General features: G+C 41.6%; 24 protein-coding genes. 18 read left to right on the top strand and 6 right to left on the bottom strand.

Annotated elements, in window-relative coordinates; translation table 11 throughout:
- The first annotated feature begins 45 nt into the window (after window positions 1–45).
- The 6 genes from fdhA (at window position 46) to C6Y01_RS07620 (ending at window position 6327) form a co-directional block, all read left to right on the top strand.
- The gene (fdhA, locus tag C6Y01_RS07645) at window positions 46–1260 is read left to right on the top strand and encodes a formaldehyde dehydrogenase, glutathione-independent (RefSeq protein WP_095285493.1); all 1215 of its coding nucleotides are present in this window, start codon (window positions 46–48) and stop codon (window positions 1258–1260) included.
- 46 nt (window positions 1261–1306) lie between these two features.
- Window positions 1307–1873, top strand: coding sequence for a class I SAM-dependent methyltransferase (locus tag C6Y01_RS07640; protein ID WP_095285492.1), 567 nt, complete (start codon window positions 1307–1309; stop codon window positions 1871–1873).
- Window positions 1874–1915: 42 nt separating this feature from the next.
- Window positions 1916–2665 (top strand): glucose 1-dehydrogenase, encoded by a 750-nt coding sequence (locus C6Y01_RS07635; RefSeq protein ID WP_034662020.1) that lies wholly within the window; start codon window positions 1916–1918, stop codon window positions 2663–2665.
- A 371-nt stretch (window positions 2666–3036) separates the two neighbouring features.
- Window positions 3037–4257, top strand: a complete 1221-nt coding sequence (locus C6Y01_RS07630; protein ID WP_106038014.1) for an MFS transporter — start codon at window positions 3037–3039, stop codon at window positions 4255–4257.
- A 70-nt stretch (window positions 4258–4327) separates the two neighbouring features.
- Window positions 4328–5368, top strand: coding sequence for a 2,3-butanediol dehydrogenase (locus C6Y01_RS07625; protein WP_034661461.1), 1041 nt, complete (start codon window positions 4328–4330; stop codon window positions 5366–5368).
- Window positions 5369–5496: 128 nt separating this feature from the next.
- Entirely contained in the window at window positions 5497–6327 is an 831-nt protein-coding gene (locus C6Y01_RS07620; protein ID WP_095285490.1) for a manganese catalase, read from the top strand.
- Between the two features lie 37 nt (window positions 6328–6364).
- On the opposite strand, the gene C6Y01_RS07615 is transcribed toward C6Y01_RS07620, so the two are convergent.
- The 4 genes from C6Y01_RS07615 to C6Y01_RS07600 are packed head-to-tail and all read right to left on the bottom strand — an operon-like array spanning window position 6365 to window position 9407.
- Complete coding sequence (locus C6Y01_RS07615) at window positions 6365–7078, bottom strand: amino acid ABC transporter permease (protein ID WP_106038013.1); 714 nt, start codon at window positions 7076–7078, stop codon at window positions 6365–6367.
- A gap of 12 nt (window positions 7079–7090) precedes the next feature.
- Window positions 7091–7789: an amino acid ABC transporter permease gene (locus C6Y01_RS07610; RefSeq protein WP_106038012.1), complete on the bottom strand. Its 699-nt coding sequence runs from the start codon at window positions 7787–7789 to the stop codon at window positions 7091–7093.
- Window positions 7786–8646 carry an amino acid ABC transporter substrate-binding protein gene (locus C6Y01_RS07605; protein ID WP_095285487.1) on the bottom strand — a complete coding sequence of 287 codons (861 nt, stop codon included), beginning with the start codon at window positions 8644–8646 and terminating at the stop codon, window positions 7786–7788. The genes C6Y01_RS07610 and C6Y01_RS07605 overlap by 4 nt, the downstream gene beginning before the upstream one ends.
- Entirely contained in the window at window positions 8643–9407 is a 765-nt protein-coding gene (locus tag C6Y01_RS07600; protein WP_170938403.1) for an amino acid ABC transporter ATP-binding protein, read from the bottom strand. Before C6Y01_RS07600 ends, C6Y01_RS07605 begins: the two co-directional genes overlap by 4 nt.
- A gap of 144 nt (window positions 9408–9551) precedes the next feature.
- Here C6Y01_RS07600 and C6Y01_RS07595 point away from each other — a divergent pair, with 144 nt between their 5' ends.
- Window positions 9552–10715 (top strand): acyl-CoA dehydrogenase family protein, encoded by a 1164-nt coding sequence (locus C6Y01_RS07595; RefSeq protein ID WP_106038011.1) that lies wholly within the window; start codon window positions 9552–9554, stop codon window positions 10713–10715.
- Between the two features lie 123 nt (window positions 10716–10838).
- A complete protein-coding gene (gene blaBPU / locus C6Y01_RS07590; RefSeq protein ID WP_095285514.1) occupies window positions 10839–11627 on the top strand; it encodes a BPU family class D beta-lactamase in 789 nt (262 codons plus the stop codon).
- A gap of 55 nt (window positions 11628–11682) precedes the next feature.
- Here the strand turns inward: blaBPU and cyoE are convergent, their stop codons facing one another.
- Window positions 11683–12579: a heme o synthase gene (gene cyoE / locus C6Y01_RS07585; RefSeq protein WP_370876314.1), complete on the bottom strand. Its 897-nt coding sequence runs from the start codon at window positions 12577–12579 to the stop codon at window positions 11683–11685.
- Window positions 12580–12687: 108 nt separating this feature from the next.
- Between cyoE and C6Y01_RS07580 the strand changes: the two genes are divergently transcribed.
- From C6Y01_RS07580 to C6Y01_RS07545, 8 genes are all read left to right on the top strand, one after another.
- The gene (locus C6Y01_RS07580; RefSeq protein WP_034661446.1) at window positions 12688–13290 is read left to right on the top strand and encodes a TetR/AcrR family transcriptional regulator; all 603 of its coding nucleotides are present in this window, start codon (window positions 12688–12690) and stop codon (window positions 13288–13290) included.
- Between the two features lie 239 nt (window positions 13291–13529).
- Window positions 13530–13970, top strand: a complete 441-nt coding sequence (locus C6Y01_RS07575; RefSeq protein ID WP_223249894.1) for a hypothetical protein — start codon at window positions 13530–13532, stop codon at window positions 13968–13970.
- A gap of 304 nt (window positions 13971–14274) precedes the next feature.
- The gene (locus C6Y01_RS07570) at window positions 14275–14652 is read left to right on the top strand and encodes a hypothetical protein (RefSeq protein ID WP_106038010.1); all 378 of its coding nucleotides are present in this window, start codon (window positions 14275–14277) and stop codon (window positions 14650–14652) included.
- A 53-nt stretch (window positions 14653–14705) separates the two neighbouring features.
- Complete coding sequence (locus C6Y01_RS07565) at window positions 14706–15575, top strand: alpha/beta hydrolase (RefSeq protein ID WP_106038009.1); 870 nt, start codon at window positions 14706–14708, stop codon at window positions 15573–15575.
- Between the two features lie 76 nt (window positions 15576–15651).
- A complete protein-coding gene (gene hxlR / locus C6Y01_RS07560) occupies window positions 15652–16008 on the top strand; it encodes a transcriptional activator HxlR (RefSeq protein ID WP_012010675.1) in 357 nt (118 codons plus the stop codon).
- Window positions 16009–16194: 186 nt separating this feature from the next.
- On the top strand, window positions 16195–16827 hold the full coding sequence (hxlA, locus tag C6Y01_RS07555; RefSeq protein WP_034661437.1) for a 3-hexulose-6-phosphate synthase: 633 nt from the start codon (window positions 16195–16197) through the stop codon (window positions 16825–16827).
- Window positions 16824–17381 (top strand): 6-phospho-3-hexuloisomerase, encoded by a 558-nt coding sequence (gene hxlB, locus C6Y01_RS07550; protein ID WP_034661434.1) that lies wholly within the window; start codon window positions 16824–16826, stop codon window positions 17379–17381. Before hxlA ends, hxlB begins: the two co-directional genes overlap by 4 nt.
- A gap of 141 nt (window positions 17382–17522) precedes the next feature.
- Window positions 17523–18248 carry a DsbA family oxidoreductase gene (locus C6Y01_RS07545; RefSeq protein ID WP_106038008.1) on the top strand — a complete coding sequence of 242 codons (726 nt, stop codon included), beginning with the start codon at window positions 17523–17525 and terminating at the stop codon, window positions 18246–18248.
- A 33-nt stretch (window positions 18249–18281) separates the two neighbouring features.
- Here C6Y01_RS07545 and C6Y01_RS07540 read toward each other — a convergent pair whose 3' ends face one another.
- Entirely contained in the window at window positions 18282–19382 is a 1101-nt protein-coding gene (locus C6Y01_RS07540; protein ID WP_106038007.1) for a GntR family transcriptional regulator, read from the bottom strand.
- 273 nt (window positions 19383–19655) lie between these two features.
- Here C6Y01_RS07540 and C6Y01_RS07535 point away from each other — a divergent pair, with 273 nt between their 5' ends.
- Both C6Y01_RS07535 and C6Y01_RS07530 read left to right on the top strand, forming a co-directional pair.
- On the top strand, window positions 19656–21281 hold the full coding sequence (locus C6Y01_RS07535; protein WP_106038006.1) for a xylulokinase: 1626 nt from the start codon (window positions 19656–19658) through the stop codon (window positions 21279–21281).
- Window positions 21275–21979: an L-ribulose-5-phosphate 4-epimerase gene (locus C6Y01_RS07530; RefSeq protein ID WP_034661424.1), complete on the top strand. Its 705-nt coding sequence runs from the start codon at window positions 21275–21277 to the stop codon at window positions 21977–21979. Before C6Y01_RS07535 ends, C6Y01_RS07530 begins: the two co-directional genes overlap by 7 nt.
- Window positions 21980–21981 lie beyond the last annotated feature (2 nt).

Raw genomic sequence — 21981 nt, 5'->3', positions numbered from 1 at the left:
AATTGTAGAGACTTCATTTTTAAACAAAAAGGGAGGAATGAAAACATGTCGGGAAACAAAGGTGTCGTTTATAAAGGAGCAGGAAATGTAGCAGTTGAGGATATTGGATACCCTGATTTGATTTTAAGAGATGGCCCGGGTGTACCGAAAGCCAATGTGGGGCGCAAATGTGAGCATGGCGTCATTTTAAAAGTAGTGACGACGAATATTTGCGGAAGTGACCAGCACATGGTGAGAGGGCGTACCACTGCGCCTGCAGGACTAGTCCTTGGTCATGAAATTACAGGTGAAGTCGTTGAGGTTGGACGAGATGTGGAGTTTATTCAAAAAGGAGACTTCGTGTCCGTTCCATTTAATATTGCTTGTGGACGCTGCGTCATGTGCAAGGAACAAAAAACTCATGTGTGCTTAAATGTAAACCCGGACCGTCCAGGCTCTGCCTATGGATACGTCGATATGGGCGGATGGGTTGGCGGTCAATCCGAGTACGTCATGGTCCCATATGCAGATTTTCAGCTGCTCAAATTTCCAGACAAAGATCAAGCGATGGAGAAAATACTTGATCTGACGATGCTTTCCGATATTTTCCCGACAGGTTTTCACGGTGCTTATACGGCTGGAGTAAAGCCTGGTTCGACTGTATATATTGCTGGTGCCGGGCCAGTAGGTCTTGCCGCAGCACATTCCGCTCAGCTCCTTGGCGCCTCTGCTGTAATTGTCGGTGATTTGAATGAACAAAGGCTGGAGCAGGCCAGAAGCTTTGGCTGTGAGACGATCAATTTAAGAAAACATGATCGAATCGGTGAACAAATCACGAATATCTTAGGAGAGCCAGAAGTTGACTGTGCCGTCGATTGTGTCGGCTTTGAAGCGTCAGGTCATGGAGATCAAGGAGAAGCACCTGCAACCGTTTTAAATACAATTATGGATATTACCAAAGTTGGCGGTAAGCTCGGAATCCCAGGGCTCTACGTCACAGAAGACCCAGGTGCAGTGGATGCCGATGCAAAAGTTGGATCTCTGAAAGTGCGAATTGGACTTGGCTGGGCAAAAGCCCATACCTTTGTGACAGGTCAAACCCCTGTCATGCAATATCACCGCAGTCTAATGAAATCCATTTTAAGCGGAAGAGCACAAATCGCCAAAGCGGTGAATGCGACCGTCATTAACCTTGATCAAGCTCCTCAAGGATACAGCGACTTTGATTCGGGTGTGGCGAAGAAATTTGTCATTGACCCGCACGGAATGCTTTCTCGATAATTTTTAACATGGAAGGGGCCGCTCAATAAAATGGGACGGCTCTTTATTGTGGAAAATCACAACGAAAGAGATGCTTTCTAATACATCACTTCATTTAAAAGCGTATCCACAAATTTTTTATGTAGTAGCGGATGCAGAAAGCCTTCCTTTTTTAGATGGAACATTTGATATGGTCACATGCCGAATTGCAGCACACCATTTCCCGCACCCTGAACAGTTCGCCAAAGAGGCGTCTCGCGTATTAAAGTCAAATGGTCTGTTTTTCTTTATTGATAATGTTTCGCCAAATGATGAAGAGCTTGCACTATTTATCAATCAGCTAGAACGATTGAGAGACCCAAGTCATGTGTCCTGTCTATCTACAGAACAATGGAGGAAATTGTTTTTAGAAGAGGGAATAAAAGAAGTAAGATCAATGGAACGAAAAAAACGTTATCCTTTTCAAGAATGGGTCAAGCGCACAACGAAAACTTTAAAGGAAGAAGAGATTGTTACAGAATACTTGTTAGATGCTAACGAGAAAATAAAGCAATATTATAGATTAAAAATGACAGAGGAAAAAATAGAATCAATAGAGGTGGATGACTGGATCGCTCTTTTCAGGAAAGGATAAAAGTATTTCATTCATACCAGTTAGAAAGGAATCAATCATATGCTGAATTTTAAAGAAAAAACCGTTATCATCACAGGCGCAGCCAATGGAATTGGTGAATCGATCGCCTGGGGCTATGCAAAAGAAGGAGCGCGTGTGGTGATTGCAGATATAGATGAAGAGAAGGGCAAGCGTTTGGAGGAAGAGCTGAAAAAAGAATCTTTAGAAGCTTATTTTAAAAAAACGGACGTGACACAAGAGAAGGATATTCAACACTTAATGTCGTTTGCAGCGGAGCGCTGCAAAACGATTGATATTCTCATCAATAATGCCGGCGTCATGTGCACAGTATCGCCTTATGAATTAACGGTCGATGAGTGGGATCGTGTGTTACATACGAACCTAAGAGGGACTTTTCTATGTGCAAGAGAAGCAGCACGTTATATAAAAGAGAATCCAAAAGGCGGTTCTATTGTGAACATTTCATCCACCCGCGCGACAATGTCAGAGCCTCATACGGAAGCATATGCTGCATCAAAAGGCGGAATATCAGCACTGACTCATGCCTTGGCTGCTTCTTTTAGCCCGGATCACATCACGGTGAATAGCATTTCCCCTGGATGGATTGAAACGAAGGATGAGGAGAATCTTCGAGAGGTCGACCACAAGCAGCATCTTTCCAATCGAGTCGGGGCGCCAAAGGATATTGTGAAGGCTTGCTTTTATTTAACAGATGAAGACAATCAATTTGTGACGGGTACAGATTTAGTCGTTGATGGTGGCATGACCAGAAAGATGATCTATGCTGATTAACTTGAAAAAAACATTGACGCTTTGATCGAGGCGCAGTACAATATGTAACAATTCAGCTGAAGATCGTGATGAAATAAAGACACAGCGCAAATAGAGAAGAGTACATCATAGCTGTCCCGCACAGAGAACTCCGTTAAGCTGAGAAGGAGCTGGGAAGCATGATGGAACCAAGCCTCTTAGCTCTGCACCGGATTCCTTCGGATGGTGGTGCAGCGAAATTCTCCCGTTACAGAGATGGGTTCATGATGACCTGCTAAGGTTCATCTGGCAACAGATGAATAAACTGAGGTGGCAACGCGGAGTAAATCCCGTCCTCAAGACAGAAATGTCTTGGGGGCGGGATTTTTTTATGACAAATAGGGGGAACAGCTATGAAAAAACATTGGCGGGATATGAGTTTGCTGCTTGGAGCCATCGGAATTGCGAACATAGGAGAATGGATTTATATGATTGCTCTCCATCTGCTCATTTTTCAAGAAACGGGCTCTGTGCTGGCTGTAACAGCCGTCTATATGCTGAGACCGGCTGCAGCTTTTTTGACAAACAGCTGGTCTGGCAGTTTGGTTGACAGGCTGAATCAGCGGAATGTGATGATCAGCTTAGATATCACCCGGGCTATCCTGATCGCATGTGTACCCTTTGCGTTATTTTCAGGACATCTGCTGATCCTGTATGTGATGGTGTTTCTCATTCAAATGGCACAAGCGATGTTTCATCCAGCTTCGATGGTATATATGACAGGATTGATCCCGGCGGATAATCGAAAACGGTTTAATGCCATTCGCTCATTATTACAATCGGGTGGATTTTTACTTGGACCCGCAGCAGCAGGTCTGCTTTTTTTAATCGGTACACCTGTTTTTTCAATTTATATAAATGCGATCTGCTTGTTGATATCTGCTCTGTTAACGATGTGTTTACCGAATTTGCTAAAACAAGATGCTGGCCAAAATGGCTTTTCCCTTTCAATGTTAAAAGAGGATGCGAAGCTTGTTCTTCGGTTTAGTTTGACATCACGCCAGATTATGACGGTGTATTTATTGTTTAGTGCCGCCATCACGGTGCTTCCTACTGCCATTGACTCTCTTGAAACAGCCTTTGCAAAAGAAGTGCTGCTGCTGACTGATACAGAATATGGTCTTCTTGTCAGTATAGCTGGGGCAGGCATCATCACAGGCGCAGGTCTCAATTCGGTGATTGTGGAGAGGCTGCCTGTTTCGATCATGCTTGAGATTGGCAGTTTGTTTGTTGCATGTGGCTATCTCATTTATGCTTTTTCCAGCACATTGTTTGTAGCCGCTGTTGGTTTTTTTATACTAGCATTCTTTTTAGCATTTGCGAACACAGGTTTTATGACTTTCTATCAAACGAATATCCCGGTAGAGGTCATGGGGAGGGTAGCCAGTTTTTATGCTTTGGTTGAAGCCATTCTGACGATGATGATGACAGGGGTCTCTGGTGGACTAGCACATGTTTTATCAATCCGAACCTCCGTTGTCATCGGGTGTGTATGTATGCTTCTTGTCTGTTTATTGCTATGTTTTGTCATCTTTCGTCCATTGAATGTCAAAAAAATAGTGCATCCTACTTAGAAAATTAAAAAAATTATGTTATAATTATTTAAGTAAGTTAATCAAATTGATGAGAAAAGGAGTCTTACACATGAAAGCACTACGCTGGCACGATCAAAAGGACATTCGACTAGAGGAAATTGACGAACCAACAGTTGCTCCAGGAAAAGTGAAACTAAAAGTAAAATGGTGCGGCATTTGTGGTAGTGATTTACATGAATATTTAGGAGGACCGATTTTCATTCCAGTGAATGAACCTCATCCACTTACAAAAGAAAAAGCACCCGTTACGTTGGGACACGAGTTCTCTGGTGAGGTTGTTGAAGTAGGAGAAGGCGTGAGCAATTACAAAGTAGGCGACCGAGTGGTTGTTGAGCCTATTTTTGCGACTCACGGACACCAAGGTGCTTACAACTTAGATGAAAACATGGGCTTTTTAGGACTTGCCGGAGGCGGCGGTGGATTCTCTGAATATGTATCTGTCGATGAAGAATTACTTCATTTATTACCAGACGAAATCTCATATGAGCAAGGTGCGCTTGTAGAGCCTTCTGCAGTTGCTTTATATGCGGTTCGTTCTAGTAAAGTACAAGCTGGGGATACAGCGGCTGTGTTTGGCTGCGGACCAATTGGCTTACTTGTCATTGAAGCATTAAAAGCAGCTGGTGCTACTGATATTTACGCAGTAGAATTATCTAAAGAACGCCAAGAAAAAGCTAAAGAGCTTGGAGCGATCATTGTTGATCCTTCTCAATATGAAGATGTTGTTCAAGAAATCGCAAGCCGTACAAACGGTGGCGTCGATGTTTCTTTTGAAGTGACAGGTGTACCTGTTGTATTGAAGCAAGCCATCCAATCAACAAGAATTTCAGGTGAAACAGTCATTGTGAGCATTTGGGAAAAAGGCGCAGAAATTCTGCCAAATGACATTGTCATTAAAGAACGTACAGTCAAAGGAATTATCGGCTACAGAGACGTATTCCCATCTGTATTAAACTTAATGAGAAAAGGCTATTTCTCTGCAGATACGCTCGTCACGAAAAAAATCAAGCTGGACGATGTGATCGAAGATGGTTTCCATGCATTAATCAATGAAAAAGATCAAGTGAAAATTTTAGTTAGTGCTGAATAAGTAGGATGACAAAGGGAATGGCAGAGGCCATTCTCTTTTTTTGTGCACATATTCTGCTCATTTTCATAAAGAGGCATGCGGTTGAATAGTGATAAGTGAAAAGATGTTTTGATAAGGGAGATGACATCATGTTTTATCACATCAAAGAACTGCAATATGAAGCAAAGCCCTCAAAGCCTGATCCGCTTTACGCGAAAAAGCTGCAAGAAGTATTAGGCGGACAGTATGGAGAAATTAGTGTCATGATGCAATATTTATTTCAAGGCTTTAATTGCCGGGCAGATCAAAAATACAGAGATTTATTGTTTGACATAGGGACAGAGGAAATTGGTCATGTCGAAATGCTGGCGACGATGATCGCGCGTTTACTAGATAAAGCACCAGTTAAGGAACAAGAAGAGGCGTATCAAAGTGACCCCGCACTAGCAGCTGTTATGGGCGGAATGAATCCTCAGCATGCAATTGTTGCCGGTTTAGGAGCAATGGCAGCGGATAGTCAAGGGTATCCGTGGAATGCCAAGTATATCATTGCAAGCGGAAATTTAATGGCTGATTTTAGGGCCAACTTAAATGCAGAATCACAAGGGAGGCTTCAGGTCACAAGGCTCTATGAAATGACCGATGATCGCGGCGTGAAGGATATGCTTTCTTTTCTTATTGCCCGTGATACATATCATCAAAATATGTGGCTTGCGGCCATTAAAGAATTAGAAGAACGAGAAGGGGACGTCGTCGTACCAACCACCTTCCCGCGCTCACTAGAAAAACAGCAAGTATCCTACGATTTGTTTAACTTCTCAAGAGGAGAAGCAAGCAAGGAAGGCAGATGGGCACATGGTCGAAGCATGGATGGAAAAGGGGAATTCAGATATATTTCTGCACCAGTCGTGTTCGGTTCCGCACCAAAACTAAAACCCGCACCAAAGGAACTGTTTAACACACCGAAAAAAGGCGAATAAAAAAAGCCGGTCAGGTATTTGAGCCTGATCGGCTTTTTTAACGTCCGAGAGATCTTCCGTACACGCTGACACGTTTCTCTAACAAGGCAAAAACGAGTTCAAAGAAAATGCTCAGCAGCCAATAGATCAAAGCAGAGACGAGGTACGTTTCTAAAAACTGATAGCCGTCATTCGCAATGATCCGGGAAATCCCCATGATTTGAATTACTCCAATCGTAAACGAAAGAGAGGTGGCTTTTAATAGCTGAATGAGCTGATTGCCTAGGTTCGGTAAGGCGACCACAAAGGCCTGCGGCAAAATAATGCGCATCATCGCCTGGCGCGTCGTCATACCCACAATTTTTGCCGCTTCAAGCTGCCCTTTGTCTACCGCAAGGAGTGCACTCCGAACCACCTCTGTTAAATGGGCGGCTGAATGGAGGCTGAAGGTAATGAGGGCAACAGCTAATGGGGAGACCATATCTGGATGAAAGGTCAGCCCGAATGTACCGCTCACTTTGGTTAGAACAAAAGGGAGTCCATAAAAGAAAGCGAACAGCTGAACAATAAGAGGCGTTCCTCTAAAAAAGGAGACATAGAGTGTCACAAGCTGCCTGAGTACAGGAATGCGAAAGAGACGAATGAAAGCAAAAACAGATCCGATCAAAAGGCTCACAGCCATGGAAACGAGTGCAATCAATAAAGTAAAAGGAACGCCTTTTAGAATATGAGGTACTTGGTCAATCGCAAATTGAATATCAATGGTTTGCATCAAATCGCCTCCTTAACGTGACAGGCTGGTGCGGCCTTTTACAAATTTCCTTTCAAGCAGCATGGTGATCAGTTCAATGCTCATGCAAATGAGCCAATACACAATCGCAATGATCGCGTACACTTCAAACATGCCGATCCCGTAGTTATTTCCTAAAATGATCTTCACCTGTCCCATGATATCAATGAGTCCGATTGTAAAGGCAATCGCTGTGTCTTTCACGAGATCAATGGTGTAATTTCCGAGGTTTGGCAGTGCAATGAGAAAGGCCTGCGGGATAATAATCCTGATCAAGGCCTGTGTATCTGTCATCCCAACAATGTAGGCGGCCTCCAGCTGGTCCTTCCCAACAGATGAATACGCACTGCGAAAGACTTCAGATAAATAAGCGCCAGTATGTAAAGAAAACGTCATCATCACAAATAACACACGATCCCAATGATTGATTTGCATCCCTGCGACAAGTAAAAGCTGAGGCAGTCCAAAATAAATCAAAAACAACTGAACAATTAAAGGCGTACTTCGTGTAAAAGATAAATAGATAACAGCCAATTGCTTCAGCACTGGGATTTGCTTGATACGAATGAAAGTAAATAGCAACCCGATGATGATAGCAAAAAACAATGACACCGTAATAATGAGAAAAGTGAGTGGCAGGCGTTCAAGCACCTGTAAAAAGATGCGCAGCCAATCTCCAGCTGTAAACGTCATGACGCTTCCTTCCTTTCTTCATTTTGATCCCCTTGCTCTGAGATGTCATCAATATTTTGAAAGAAATCAACACCAAACCACTTTTTCGCAAGCTGAGGCAGTGTTCCATCATCAATCATTTCTTGTGTGATCCGGTCCAAATCTGCTGCAAGCTGCTTCTCGCTTGGCTGTAAGACAAGATAGATAGGCTCCTTTGACACAATGCCGCCAACTTTGACCTTTAGGTTCAAATGCTTTTGAATGGTATCAAAGGTTGAAATGTTCATAAATGCTGCATCGGACCGTCCGCTTTCAACACGTTTTAAGTTGAGTTCATTTGAAGGACTTTCAATGGTCGTCAGTGGAATATCCGGATCATGCTCTTTATTATATTGATTTAATATCGAACGCAAGCCTCCGCTAGGACTGACAGGAGCCAGTTTTTTAGATGTCATATCATCAAGCGATCGAATCTCCTTGTCTGATTCATTCACAATTAAACCTGTCATCGAATAGCCATACGGGACCTTAGGGTAAAGGAACCGCTTTTCACGTTCAGGGTTACTAAAAAACCAATTAGCCGCCATTTCAAACTTCCCTGCGCCTACACCGATTAAATTGGATTCTTCCTCGCCAAAAATGTAATCAAAATGTACGTGGGGAAGCCTCTTTTCCACTTCATTTAAATAATCAATGTTATAGCCAATCGGTTCGTTTCGGTCATTTGTTGCTAAAAAGGGTGGATTGACCTCTGCACTCAGTGCGACTTTCACAATTTGTCTGCCGTCATCTGTCGTGGTTTTCACACTGCTGCAGCCAATCAGAGAAAGGAGAAACAGAAGGACACCGGACATCATGAATGCTGTCTTTTGCTTCATTTGTCTTTCTCCGATCCTTGCCACATTCCGCGATGAATCCTTGATAAAAATTGTTTCGTTCGTTCATGCTGTGGTTTCAACAGGACGTCTTCTGGTGAGCCTTTTTCAACGATTTCGCCATCTGCCATAAAGATCACCGTATCCGCCACGTCCTTTGCAAAAGAAATTTCATGTGTCACAATGACCATCGTCATTCCTTGGCTCGCAATATCTTTGATCATTTCAAGAATTTCTCCTACCATCTCTGGGTCCAGTGCCGACGTAGGTTCATCAAACAAAAGCACCGAAGGGTTCATCGCAAGAGCGCGGGCTATGCCAATTCGCTGCTGCTGACCGCCAGATAATTCACTCGGAAATGCATCTTTTTTATGAAGCAGTCCAATCCGCGTTAAAAATTGCTCTCCGACCTTTTCTGCTTCTTTCTTAGACATGTTTTGAGACACAATCAATCCTTCTGTAATATTTTCAAGTGCTCGTTTATTTTGAAACAAGTGATAATGCTGAAACACCATGGAAGATTGCTGCCTGAGTTTTAGAAGATCTTTTTTTTGATATCGTTCAAATTGAATCGTGGCTTCACCAACCGTCAGCTCTCCTTTATCTGGAATGTCGAGGCTGTTTAAACTGCGAAGAAGTGTTGTTTTTCCTGATCCGCTCGGTCCAATAATTGCGACCACTTCACCTTCCTGTACGGTGAAATCAATGCCTTTTAACACATGGGTCTGCCCATAAGATTTATGTAGATTAGTAGCTGAGATCATAAAAGCATCACGTTCCTTTGACATATGTACTTAATATTGATAAAATTTAACACATTAAATCCTATAAGTAAAGTGTGTTTTATTTATTCCGATTGGAAAAATCAGATATGATAGATTGTGAGAAACAGAGGAGTTGGATACGTTTTGTCTAAAGCATTATTTGTCGATACCGATTTTCAAAAAACATGGCTCAATCAACTAGAATCTCTTCGTGAAACGATCGAACAAACGGCAAAAGAACATGATGAAGGCGCTTATTTTCCTGAAAAAAATATTGAATCATTAGTAGAAATGGGCTATACGACGTTGTCTCTTCCTACTGAATACGGAGGCGGAGGTCAATCTGTCACGGATATGGTTCTGTTTCAAGAAACGCTTGGCAGCATGGACGGAGCGACTGCCTTATCGATCGGCTGGCACCAAGGGGTTGTAGGCGAAATCTACGAAAAGAAACAATGGAATGAGAAGCAGCTGCAATTCTTCGCGAAAGAAGTGCAGAAGGGCGCCCTTGTCAACCGTGCCGTGAGCGAGGCGCAGACAGGCAGTCCAACAAGAGGGGGCAAGCCTGGGACAACAGCCACTAGATCAGGTAATGAGTGGATCATCAATGGACGTAAAATTTTTACAACGATGTCACCAGCGCTTACATACTTTTTAGTCGGCGTATGGATCGAAGAAAAAGAGGCGATGGGTTTCTTCTTAATTCATCGTGAGACAGAAGGTGTTTCAATAGAAGAAACGTGGAATGTTGTGGGCATGAGAGGAACAGAAAGCCATGATTTAATCTTAGATCAGGTTAAGGTCTCAGATGACATGCTTGTTGAGGTGCAAAAAGGGCCGCGGGGGGGTACGCTAAATCCTTGGATTGCACACATTCCTTCCTGCTATTTAGGGATTGCGCAAGCGGCGAGAGACTATGCTGTTCAGTATGCCATCACCCATTCACCGAACAGTATCAGCGGAACGATTAGTGATCTGCCAAATGTCCAAACACTTATTGGTGAAATTGACTTACTATTAAAGCAAGCACGCCACGTCATCTACTCAACGACCACATTGTATGAAAAGCCGGAGAAAAGAGAGCTGTTAATCAATGAATTCGGCGCTGTGAAACATACAGTCGTCAATCACAGTCTGCAAGTTGTTGATAAAGCCATGCGTTTAGTCGGTGCAAAAAGCTTAAGCCTTGACTGTCCACTGCAGCGTTACTATCGAGATATTCGTGCCGGGCTCCATAACCCGCCAATGGACGATATGACGATTTCAAAAATCGCGAAGCAAGCCATTGAAGAGAAAAAAGAAAGCTAATATACAGCAAAAAGCCGAATGAACCGGCTTTTTTTGTTTGAAAGAAAAGAGGACAAGCGTACCTTATATCTCATCGCTCAACATGCTACAATCAATGGAATCATGGGAAAAGGAGCGATTGTTTTGAAGAAAAAGTATATAAAATGGCTGTTTACTGGCATGATGCTGATGGCACTTTGTATAAGCCAGCCTTCATCAACTGAAGGAGCATCACCAGCATGGTCAGTAGATGAATTCTTGAAAGACCGAGAAGGCACATTTGTGATTCAAGAAGTAAAAGAAAAGTCGCCCTGGGTGTATAACAAAAAAAGAGCGAAAGAGCGCTTTGCACCTCAATCGACATTTAAGGTAGCAAATGCCTTAATCGGACTCCAAACAGGCGCAGTGAGAGATGAATATGACATCAAATATTGGGACGGAGTGAAAAGAGAGATTGACCGCTGGAATAGGGATCATACACTAGGATCTGGCATGAGAGATTCAGTCGTCTGGTACTATCAAGCCATGGCCCGTGACATCGGTGAAGAACGCATGAGTCAGTGGGTGAAAGCCATTCATTATGGGAACGAAGACATATCTGGCGGAATCGATCAATTTTGGTTAAGCAGTACTTTACGTATTTCTCCAGTTGAACAAGTTCGTTTCCTCAAACAGCTATATGAAGAGACTCTCCCATTTGACCTAAACGCCATGAGAACGGTCAAACGAATGATGATTCAAGAAGAAGAGAAACACACCACCCTATACGGAAAAACAGGCTCCGGCTCAGGCATCGGCTGGTACGTAGGCTTCATCAAACATGAAAACAAAACCTACATCTTCGCCACAAATATCGAAGGCACCGGAATAGAAGCAAAAGAAATCACCTATCGCATTTTGAAAAAATATCATTTGATTGAAGCATCCGTTTAGGGTGCTTTTTTATATGAACTTATTATGGTTATCTACAAAACTAATGTTTTATTAATCAAAAAATTTGACGAGTAAGAGAATAGATAATGACCGTTGAATAAAGAGTTGTCATATAAATTAGTGAATAGACAAACATAATTGATGCCCACTTCTCGGAATGCATTCGCTTGTAACCCAAAATACTTAAGCAAATCCATATAAGGCCTAAAAAAAAGGATACAAGCACAAGCCCTATGCTTAAAGAATGGAAAAGAAAACTGCTTAAGGTAATTGCTAAGATATAAAGATTCGTTTGTAAGTATGTTCTTTTCATTCCTTTTACAACCGGTAACATGGGAATGTTTGCTGCCTTGTATTCATTTTGTTTTCTAATAGCTATCGAATAAAAATGCGGCATCTGCCAAATAATTGTAATGAAAAACAACCCCATAATAGCTGGGTGTGATATATCTGGTGAAATAGCTGCCCAACCAATGAGAGGAGGCATTGCTCCAGAAATACTACCAATTTCTGTGTTGTATACGGTTTTTCTTTTACTCCATATTGTATAAGGAAAAATATAAAAAAATAAACCAATCAATCCTATAATAGCTGCTAGATAGGTTGTAAATGCTAAAAAGCCTAGTCCTAAAACAGACATTAAAATACTAAGCCATAGAACTTTTTTAGGATTGACTTCTCCTGTTACAGTAGGTCTGTTTTTTGTTCTATTCATCACTGAATCTATGTCCCTATCATACAAATTGTTTAAAGCTCCAGCAGCACCAATTAATAAAATTGAACCTGCAAAAGCCAATAGTATCTCAATAGATTTATGAAGGATGTCAATTTGATATGTGTATAATGCCAAGGTTAAGCCAGCACACATTGGGATCAAATTTGATTTAATAATCCCTGATTTAACTGTTTGAGCGATTATTTCCATTTTCGTTTTGTGAATTTTTTTCCCCATCTGTCGCATTGTTTTTCTCCTTTTCACATTATATACCCTTTTGAATTTATATACTAATTGGTATATTAATTCTATATGGTATGATTGTCAAGAAAAGGAGGTAAAGGAATGATTAGACAAAGAAAGACGCAAAATGAAAGGAAAGAAGAAACAAGAAAATTACTCTTAAATTCTGCAGTTGAGAATTTCGCCAAGTATGGTTTTCATGGGGTCTCCATTGATAAATTGACAGAACATGCGGGATTTAGCAAAGGGGCCTTTTATGCGCATTTTCATTCAAAGGAAGAGATCTTTTTGGCACTATTGAAACAACAAATGCAATTACATGTAGAAAAAATCAATGCTTTAATAGCAGAACAACCTTCTCTTTTACACTTTTCAGAAAAAATGAATCAACAGTCTATTCAAAGTCGTGAAGAAAATCGGACGTGGAGTCTGCTAAACATGGAATTTCTTCTGTATTCAATGAGAAATGAAGAAGTAAGGTGTCAGTGGTCAAATATGATCCTACAATCGGTAAAACAAATATCGCAATCCCTTGAGAATTTGATGAAAAAAGAGAACCTTACATGTGCCCTTTCTTCTGAAGAAATGGCATGGGCAATTCTTTCACTGGAAAATGGTGTAGCAATATTCCACTATATTAGTCAAGACCATATACCAATTGATTTATTAGAAAAATCCCTAAAAAGAATAATTTCATATAAATAAAAATTATGGTCTATCAGTTGAATATGGAAGGTGTTTTAGTCAAGATATGAAAAGTAAAAAAATAGCTCAAACTCAACATGAAATACGATTTATGAATGTGGCGTGCCTTTACCCTAATGGGGAGATGGTGATTCTAGAAAGGAGGTATAAGGAGTGTACTTGAAATACATCCAATTAATGTCAGATGATGACCGTGGGAACTTAGCCAGCCAATCCCTTTGTGTGACAGAAATGTTTTTATGGGAATTAGGGAAAAAATTCAAACGAAAGATTGTGAGGCTATTATTTTTATATGTGGCTCTTTTAAAGATTACAAATTACTGAGTACTTCTAAAAAAGAACCTGACATCTTATTTTTAAAAAATACGTACGAGTTAGAATTATCCTTTAGTTACAGTGAATTTGAAAATGCAACAAATAAGAAAAAGATCTTAGCTGATACTTTGGAAAAAGCGATGCTCTATCTGTGTGAATTAAAAAACTGGGACAGTCAGCTAGTCAAAGCGACAATTCAAAAAATGAAAGAAAAGGAATATAAAGCGGAGATGAAAGGAAAACAAACAAAATTAAGTCCCGATAAAAAAAAGAAAGCATATCCTTTGATCGAATTGGATCTAAAGCAGTTTACTCTCTATCTTGTTATAGAAGATAATAAAGGAAAGATTTATCAAAAAAATTAATTGCTGAAACCGATACCTATTTAGAAGTAATTTCTTATCATATGCGAGAGATTAAATGGCTAACTGATCATGAAGTAGCATTATTCAAACATACAAATAAACCTGTTTATACAAGTGTATGGTTATCGTGATAAAGCAAAATGAGAATAGCATAACACTTGTGGAAATCAAGAACGCAACTTACAAAGGAGTGTATGTTTTTAATGTGTTTTTGGGAAGAAGAACAACGCTATGTATTCAATACCATGAAGAAACAAGAAAACGAATCATTGCACTTATACAATAACCTCTTGGGGGACAAACGATGACATGGTTTTTAGATGAAAAAATCCAGAAACAAATCCCTGATTTCGATATCAACCATCTAAAGCAAATCAATGAATTTCACTACTTTAAAGAGTATAATGAACATTACGACTTGATCAACTGTATTGTCCTGCAAATCTCATACGAATCTGCGACCCAACAAGCAGAAATCCATCTAAAATTCACCAATGTATCTTCTGTTCAAATCAAAGATTTGGACTTAACAAACGATTCTAGTCTATATTTAAATATTGAGCCTTTGAATAGAGGCTGGGAAAACATCAATTATTTCGTAGAAGACTATGAAGAAGATTATTTTTCATTTTATTGTCAAACGGTTCAAGTCAAACAAGTCGTATCAAATGAATCGTGCTAGTCTATCAACATATGTGCTAATCATGCTTCTCTATCCCAACACAGAAAGGTGCAATGACATTGAATCGAATGATGAAATGGCTTTTATTTGCGGCAGTCATCGCGGGCTTATTGGTATGCGCATTCTTTGTGTTCCGTTTAAACCAGCCTAAGCCGACGACGAATATCCATTACGCAGACACACAAAACAAACAGCAAACACTCGATATGTATATGCCAAAGGGAAAAGATGAAGACAATAAGAAGAAGCATCCAGTCATGATCTATCTCCATGGCGGCGGCTGGACAGGCGGCGATAAGAATAGAGTCGCTTCAAAGGCTGATTATTTTACGGATCAAGGGTATGTGTTTGTTTCGATGAATTACAGGCTTCACCCTGATGCCAACTATGAGCAGATGGCAGATGATACGGCAAACGCCATTAATTGGGTCAAGGATCATGCAGGTGAATATCAAATCGATTCATCAAAAATCAACATGATGGGACATTCGGCAGGCGGTCATTTAACGGCATTGGTGGCCACAGATTCAACTTATTTAAAACGTGTTGGATTGTCGCCAAAAACGATCAATTCCATCGTGATTTTAGATGGACCGTTAAACATCAATCAATTTATACAAGCCATACCATCGTACAAAAAGGTGTTTGGCAAACAGGAGAAGAACTGGACAAAGGCATCACCTGTCACTTATATGAATCAAGCGAATGTACCGCCTGTTTATTTGGTCACGGGCTGGGAAAATCCAGAGGTGTACCGATTTGCAGAAAAACTGAATCATGATAAAGGCTCGCGGTTTGTTTTTCGGGTTCATTCGCTGAGCCACAGTAACTTGAATAAATGGTTTGGATCAGACAGGGCGCCAAAAGAAGCGCAAGAAATGACAAAGGCTGTCATGTCTTTTGTGAATAAACAGAATCAATAACGAAGACCGTATGCTCGACAATCTAATTTGCCGCAGTATATGATAAAGCGTAAAATGGTTTGTACCAAAGGAGTGTATGTCGTTGTCATCACGTATGGAAAATAAAGTGTTCAATTGCGAAAAAGAGCTGACGCTGAATATTATCGGCGGTAAGTGGAAAATGCTGATTTTATGGCACCTTGGCAGAGAAGGGACAAAACGATTTGGTGAGCTAAAGTCGTTAATGCCTGGGATTACGCAAAGAATGCTTGTCAATCAGCTAAGAGAATTAGAGGAAGATCACATTGTGCATCGGGAGGTTTATCCTGTCGTTCCGCCAAAAGTTGAATATTCCCTCACAGAACTAGGAGAAAGCTTAATGCCGATTTTAGAGGCGATGTATGATTGGGGAAAACAATATCTCGACAGCAATTTTTTAAAGGATGATAAATAGAAAGTGCAAAAGATACTGGTCGAAAGACAGTATCTTTTTTGTGACCATATGCGAAAAAGTATAGTATGTAAAAAAAAAGTGCGTACTTGGATTGCTGCCATCCTGTTGTTATACTCATTTCATCGTTCAAGAAGCACCATCCGCGAAGCTCTTGAAGATGAGATGAAAAAACGGGAGTGAAAGTGAATGAAATTACAATTAGCATTAGATTTAGTGAATATACCAGAAGCGATTGAGCTGATCAAAGAAGTAGAAGCATTTATTGATGTGGTCGAAATTGGGACACCTGTTGTGATCAATGAAGGCTTGCGTGCTGTAAAAGAAGTCAAACAGGCATTTCCGAATTTACGTGTACTCGCTGATCTGAAAATTATGGATGCGGCCGGTTATGAAGTGCAGCAGGCATCTGAAGCTGGAGCGGATATCGTCACCATTCTTGCAGCGGCAGAAGATATGTCCATTCAAGGAGCGGTGAAAGAAGCGAAAGCAAGAGGGAAACAAATTTTAGTTGATATGATTGGTATCAAAGATATCGCTGGCCGGGCAAAAGAGCTGGATGAGCTTGGAGTCGATTATATTTGTGTGCACACAGGCTATGACCTGCAAGCGGTTGGTCAAAACTCATTTGCTGACCTTATGACCATTAAACAAGTCGTCAAACAAGCGAAAACAGCCATTGCAGGCGGAATTAAGCTTGATACGTTACCTGAAGTCGTGAAGTTAAATCCTGATTTGATCATTGTCGGCGGCGGTATCGCAAGCCAGGACAATAAAGCAGAAGTGGCTGCACAAATGAAGCAGCTGATCGCACAATCATGAAGACCAGTGACTATGTGAAAGCCATTTTGAATGAGCTTTCTGAGCATTCCCCCGCTATTCAAGACGAACAAGCGGAGCGGCTTGTCTCAAGTATTTTAGCTGCAAGAAAGGTCTTTGTGGCAGGGGCTGGCAGATCTGGTTTGATGGGGAAATCATTTGCCATGAGACTCACACATATTGGCGTCAAGGCTTATGTGATCGGTGAGACCAATACTCCTTCCTTTACAGAAGAAGATCTCTTGATTGTTGGGAGCGGCTCTGGTCGAACAGAGACCTTGCTAGTCCTTGCAAAAAAGGCAAAAGCAATTGGCGGAAAAGTGGCAGCATTCACGCTTTCAGTTGACTCACCTCTAGCTGATCTATCGGATGAAGTCATTTTACTGTCAGGTGCGCCGAAGGATCAAAAGGAAGGAAGCCATTATACCATTCAGCCAATGGGCTCGCTATTTGAGCAATCGCTTCTTCTGACATACGATGCGGTCATTTTGCGTTTAATGGAAATAAAAGAGCTCGACACACATACAATGTACGGTCACCATGCAAATTTAGAATAGATATTTTCAAAGCCTTTCCTTTCTTAGAAGGAGAGGCTTTTTTTATCTAAATCAAGAGCAGAACCTTGACATCATCGATTGGATGTAACTATAATTGTTACATCGTTAAAGAAAAAGCGTAAGCTCGGAAGGAAGATGAAGATGAAAGTACAAATCTGGTCAGATATCGCCTGTCCTTTTTGTTATATAGGAAAAAAACAACTAGAAACAGCGCTTGAACAATTCCCTCAAAAGGAACAGGTAGAAATCGAGTTTAAAAGCTTTGAGCTTGATCCACATGCACCCGTTGATGTCGATTATGATGTCCATGATATGCTCGTCAAAAAATATGGGATGAGCCGCAGCCAGGCCATGGCGATGAATGAGCAGGTGAAGCAGGCCGGCAAAGAGAAGGGAATCGATTTTCAATTTGATCCACTCGTGTTGACAAACACCTTTGATGCCCATCGATTGGCGCAATATGCTGGTCAAATGGGCAAAGGCGATTTCGTCATGGGAGAGCTGTTTCAAGCATATTTTACAGATGGAAAGCATGTTGGTGATCGTCAAACCCTTTTAGATATTGCAGAAAAAGCAGGTCTTGATTTGAAGGAAGTGCAGCAAGTTCTAGGCGGCGAAGAGTTTGCAGATCATGTACGAAAAGACGAAAAAGAGGCGAGACAGCTTGGTATTTCTGCTGTTCCTTTCTTCTTATTGAATGGCAAATATTCAGTGGCAGGTGCACAGCCACCCGATACCTTCCTTCGTGCACTTGAAACGGCTTGGACAGAAGAAGCAGTTCAAGCTGAGAAAGCGGCTGCCAATTCATTTGAAGCAGCATGTGCAGACGGCGTATGCGCAGTGCCTGCCCCTAAAGAAGAGATCTAATCATATAAAAAATGAGCCTCCTCCAAAAAGGGCTCATTTTTTTCTTGCATTCATATGTTTGATCGTTTCACCTGGAACCAATTCAGGTTCGTAAAAGGTTTGATGAGGGAGATTCTTTTTTCCTTGAACTTTTTTAATCATCCAGTCTGCCGCATCCCGGCCCATTTGCTCCTGAGGGTGGGTCAATGTTGTCAGCTTCACATGGGCATTTTTCTGGGCAATATACGAATTATCCTGTCCAATAATGGAGAGATCCTCTGGAATGGACAGCCCGATGTCACTGCATACATTGGCAACTTCTAATCCAACCTCGTCGTTATAGCAAACAAGGGCAGTCAGCTCATGCTGATGCTCTAATAAGAAAGTTTTGATATCATCTCCCAAATGCTGCTTCGATTCTGTATCGAAAAAGAGGACGTGCTCAGGCAGAAAGTTAAGCTTGGCTTCACCGAGCGCTTGAATATATCCCTTCATTCGGTACTTTCCCTGTAAGTCATCTGTTTTTGAGATCAGGCCGATTTGCTGATGTCCAGAGGTGATCAGCTCTTTTGTGGCTAAATAACTGGATTTCACATCATCTAAACAGAGAAAAGGAACCTCTAACTGTTCATAATAGGCATTGATCATAATGAGCGGTACATCCTGTTCTTTAAAAGATAGGTAGTACGAGATGTTCGGATTATATAAATTGCTTTTCGTCGGCTCGACAATGAGTCCGTCCACACCAAAGGACAGCATCATTTCCAGCGCTTTTTTCTCCTGTTCCACATCATTATTCGTACTTGCCAGTAACAAAGAATAGTTCTCTTCGTTTAATCGGCTTTCAATGCCTCGAATGATGGAAGGGAAAATGTAATCGGATATGTATGTCGTCATGACGCCAATCGTTTTCATATGCGTATGTCCAGCAGGCTTTGTTTGATATTGATTGGTCACAAATGTGCCTGAACCTTTTTCACTTCGTAAAAACCCTTCGCTCGACAATTCTAAGATGGCCTTTCGAACCGTATGCCTGCTCACTTGATACATCTCCTGCAGGCTTGATTCGGTTGGAATACGTTCCCCGATCCGGTAATCCCCTGTGAGTATTTTGCTTTTTATATCATCGATAATGATCTGGTACTTCTTTTTCATCGTTTCACTTCTTTCTCAGTTGATCATCTACTCGGATTGAGAAGAAATTGTATGGACATATTTTAACATGGTTGTCGAATCAAAAACAGGCGCTTTCCCTTTCTGTCGTCTCAGCTTTAGAAAAGTGAAGGTTTTTGTCATATTGTGTATGTACAACTACATTTAATATTGACATATGTACGTACAAATATTATATTGTGAATGTGCACAGAGAATCAATGAATCTAGAAAATTAAAATTGAAACCGCTATCAATTATGGAGGTGAACGCAAAATGGATCATGAAGAGACGACCAAAGCCTTAAAAGAAGGACGGACATCTTTAGGGATTGAATTTGGTTCAACACGAATTAAAGCCCTTTTAATAGATGAAGTGTTTCAGCCAATTGCTCAAGGTACATTTGAATGGGAAAGTTCTCTCCAGAAAGGAATTTGGACGTACAACTTAATTGATATCATTACAGGTCTTCAAGTGGCGTACCGGGAGATGAAAGAGCAAGTCGAGCAAAGGTATGGCGTGACCATTCAAACCATTGGCTCAATTGGAGTATCAGCTATGATGCATGGCTATGTGGCATGTGATCATACAGGAGAGGTCCTCGTTCCGTTCCGCACATGGCGGAATGCAACAACCATTGAGGCGAGTCAAAAACTGACGGATGTCTTCCAATTTCATATTCCAGAAAGATGGAGCATTGCCCATTTGTATCAAGCCATATTAGAAGAGGAAAAACATCTTTCCCGTTTAGAATATATGACCACCCTATCAGGGTACATTCACTGGCTGTTAACCGGAAAGCAGGCTATTGGCATTGGTGATGCGTCAGGCATGTTTCCAATTGATGAACAAACGAAGGATTACAATGAAGTAATGCTCCATCAATTTGAAGACTTGATCGTAGAAAAAGGCTACCCGTGGAAGCTGCGTCACCTTCTGCCGCGTGTTTATTTAGCAGGCGAGGAGGCTGGCGTGTTAACGGCAGCAGGAGCAGCCATTTTAGATCAAGGCAAACACTTGAAGCCAGGCATTCCATTTTGCCCCCCGGAAGGTGACGCCGGAACGGGAATGGTGGCAACAAACAGTGTAGAAAAACGGACAGGGAACATTTCAGTTGGGACATCTGTTTTTGCCATGATTGTGCTAGAGCAGGAGCTAAAGGGTGTGTATCCAGAAGTGGATATGGTCACAACGCCAGACGGACTGCCAGTCGCAATGGTTCATGCGAACAACTGTACAAGTGACTTAAATGCTTGGATGAATATATTCAGAGAGGCATTTGAAGCATTGGGTATGCAAGTGGCGTCAGAAAAGGTATACGAAGCCTTATTGAAGCAGGCGTTAGAAGCAGATCGAGATGGCGGCGGACTCTTAAGCTATGGCTATTATTCTGGAGAAAATATTACAAGATTGCCAGAAGGAAGACCTCTTTTTGTCAGATCAGCTGAAAGCCGCTTTAATCTGGCTAATTTCATGCGTACCCATCTTTTTTCTGCTTTTGGTGCAATGAAAATAGGGATGGATCGTTTAAAAGAACATGAACAGGTTGTGATTGATCGGTTACTAGGGCATGGGGGATTATTTAAAACCCCGCTCGTTGGTCAAAAAATGGTGGCCGCAGCGCTTGATACACCTGTATCAGTCGTTTCCACTGCGGGAGAAGGCGGTGCGTTTGGGATGGCTGTCCTTGCTTCCTATATGGTCCATCATCAAAAGCAAACATTGGCTGAATTTCTCACGCATCAAGTGTTTGCCCATACATCAGAAGAGCTCATGGAACCCGACCCGCTTGATGTCAAAGGCTTTGACGAATTTTTAAAGCGCTATCAAGAGGGCCTTGCGATTGAAGAAGCGGCAGTAGCACATCTGATGCCAAAGAAAGGAGTGACAACTGTATGCTAGAGCGCTTAAAAGAAGAAGTATTTGAAGCGAATTTAGATTTGCCGAAATATGGACTTGTGAAATTTACATGGGGCAATGTCAGTGCGTGTGATCGTGACAGCGGTCTATTTGTTATTAAGCCGAGCGGTATAGCGTATGACCAATTATCAGCAAAAGACATGGTTGTGGTCGACTTTGACGGTGAAGTAGTGGAAGGGGAATTCAGTCCTTCATCAGATACAGCAACACATGCTGTTCTTTACAAACACTTTGAGGAAATTGGCGGTATATCACATAGCCATTCCATGTGGGCAACCGTTTGGGCGCAGGCAGGTCTTGATTTACAGGCAATGGGCACAACACATGCCGATACATTTTACGGCGCTGTTCCGTGTGCTCGATTTCTGACAGAAGAAGAAGTCAACCGCGGTTATGAGGTAGAAACGGGCCGGCTGATCATCGAAACGTTTGAGGAAAGAAACCTAGATGTGATGGCGGTGCCGGGTGTATTGCTTCAAGGTCACGGCCCATTCACGTGGGGAAAAGATGCAAAAAGTGCGGTCACAAACAGTGTGATTTTAGATGAAGTCGCCAAAATGAATCTGTTCGCAAAGCAATTAAACGAATACGCGGAGCCTCTCCCGCAACGAATTTTAGATAAACATTACTTAAGAAAACACGGAGAACATGCGTATTACGGACAAAAACCTTCAAGATAAAG

It is taken from the genome of Bacillus sp. NMCC46, assembly GCF_002998465.1.
Lineage (GTDB): Bacteria > Bacillota > Bacilli > Bacillales > Bacillaceae > Bacillus.
This window is presented reverse-complemented; position numbering and strand designations above follow the sequence as displayed.